This window comes from Rhodococcus sp. NPDC057014 (genome assembly GCF_042673295.1).
GTDB lineage: Bacteria > Actinomycetota > Actinomycetes > Mycobacteriales > Mycobacteriaceae > Rhodococcus_F.
This window is the reverse complement of the sequence record NZ_JBHUSF010000275.1, coordinates 10,643-12,619: the sequence shown is the minus strand read 5'-3', so window position 1 is coordinate 12,619 and position 1,977 is coordinate 10,643. Positions and strand designations below refer to the sequence as shown.

Here is a 1,977-nt window from a genome sequence, read left to right as displayed (position 1 = left end):
CGAGCTTTCGTTTGTAGTCTTTTGCTAGGCTCGCGACTGTGGCGGAGTCGGGTCCGGGTTGTGTGGCGCCGAGGTGGCGGTGGCGGAGATCGTCGGCGATCTGTTTCCAGACTGCGGGGCCGAGCTCGTATATGTAGGAGAACCACGGGCCCCGGATGTCGTCGGCCGGCAAGAAGCGTGCACCCCAGGCACCGATCTGAATCATCGTGGGCAGCAATTCAATTGCTGGTTCAGTCAGGCTGTAGTGGACCCGCTGTTTGTGTGCCGGGTCTTCCGTAGTGGTGAGAAGCCCTCCGGCCACGAGGTGCTTGAGGCGTGATGCGAGGATGTTCGATGCTATGCCTTCTTCGGACTTCTGGAGCATCACTCGATAGCTTCGGCGATCGGCGAACATGATGTCCCGCAGTACCAGAAGACTCCAGCGGTCTCCGAGTAGTTCCGCTGTGAGATTGATCGGGCAGTCCGAGCGACCTGTGTTGCTCATCTACTGACTCCTCTCATCTCGGTTGTCGGGCGACTACCGATTGTAGAGTACAACCGGTAGCCGCCCGCCGCCCGCCCCTGCCCGGACCGGCCGGTGGGAGGTCAGACGCCGGTCAGTTCGCTGGCCCGGTTCTCTCGTGCCCACCGCTGCTCGTCTTCCGAACCCGTCGGCGGCGGCGTCATCCCGTTGATCTCCCAGAACGCCCGGGGTGTCTCATCGCCGTGAATTTCCCAGTTGAAGCCTCGGTCACGGATGTATGGAGCGAGAGCATCGTCGACCTTCCGCAGCCAGAACGTGAAGGCGGAGTCGTCCAGGTTTCGTGCGACGTGGTCGATCCAGATCCGAACGAAGTTGTCCACGGGTTCACCCCCCATGAATATGTTGCCGTGCGGCTGCTCATGGATGACCACGCTGACATAAAAGCGTGGCAGCTTCACGTAGGTCTCGTAGAGATCGGTGATCGTTCGCGCGATCGCCTGCTTGTCCTCGGCGGTGTACGTGCCCGCCGGGGCGTAGATCGTCCACATCGGCATTGTCAAAATCCTGTTCTCTTGGAGGGATGGGAAAACTCAGGCGTGGACCGGCTGCCTGACCGGCTTGTGCTCGACGAACCAGTCGCGGGCGGCAACGCCGGCAACCCCGAAATGCGTGGTGTAAGTGTCGAAGTGGCCGCCCGGGTGAACCACTAGCTTCTTCGGTTCCCCCGCGGTATCGAAGACCGCGCGCTGCACCTCGGTGAATGTGCAGACGTCGTTCTCGCCGAGGACCATCAGAAGCGGCTTCGGAGCAACGTACGGAACCCACCCGGCCGGTTCGAAGTCGATCAGATGCTCGACAGACCTGAGAGTTACCGTGTTGCGCCAGCTGGTCTCGCTCTCCAAACGCTCGATGTAATCCACTCCGACCGCCGGTGGAAGTGCGCAGAGTTCGTCGGGCTCGGTGCTGAAGACCGGAACCATATCGGGTTCCCCGCCTGCCAGTCGGGCCGTACGATCCGCGCGGCCCCGCTTCTTGACCTCGGCGATCCAGTCCTCGCCGAGCAGCAACGGCGCATTGCGGTGCCCGCTCACGTTGGGGATCTGAGCAACGACAGTACCGATTCGCGCGTCGCATGCAGCGAGGACCATCGCCAATCCGCCCGCATAGCTCGAGCCGAAGACTCCCACGCTCAGCGCCTCATCGACTTCCGGCTGGGTCAGCGCGAACGTGATTGCATCCTGCCAGTCCGCCAACTGCTGATACGGGTCGACCTCGTACCGAGGAAGCCCGTCGGAGGCACCGAAGGAACGGTGATCGAAGACGAGGGTGCTGAAGCCGGCCTCGGCGAACAACGCCGCGTAGTGATCGATTTGCTCCTTCACGCCGCTGAAGCCGTGGGCCATCACGACCCCCGGGGCCGCGCCGCCTGCGGGTGCGGAGTGCAGGTACCCACGGAGCAGGGTTCCGTCCTGCACCGCGAACTCGACATCTCGTTTCATCTGGGAGTCCTCTCG

Annotated in this window: 3 protein-coding genes; all 3 read right to left on the bottom strand. The window is 62.7% G+C overall.

The features are described 5' to 3' along the window. A partial coding sequence (locus ACFTZB_RS35060) for a winged helix-turn-helix transcriptional regulator (protein WP_378438855.1) occupies positions 1 to 484 on the bottom strand: 484 nt, incomplete at its 3' end. 101 nt (positions 485 to 585) lie between these two features. Next, complete coding sequence (locus ACFTZB_RS35055; RefSeq protein ID WP_378438853.1) at positions 586 to 1,017, bottom strand: tautomerase family protein; 432 nt, start codon at positions 1,015 to 1,017, stop codon at positions 586 to 588. 36 nt (positions 1,018 to 1,053) lie between these two features. Then, positions 1,054 to 1,962, bottom strand: a complete 909-nt coding sequence (locus ACFTZB_RS35050; RefSeq protein ID WP_378438857.1) for an alpha/beta hydrolase — start codon at positions 1,960 to 1,962, stop codon at positions 1,054 to 1,056. Positions 1,963 to 1,977 lie beyond the last annotated feature (15 nt).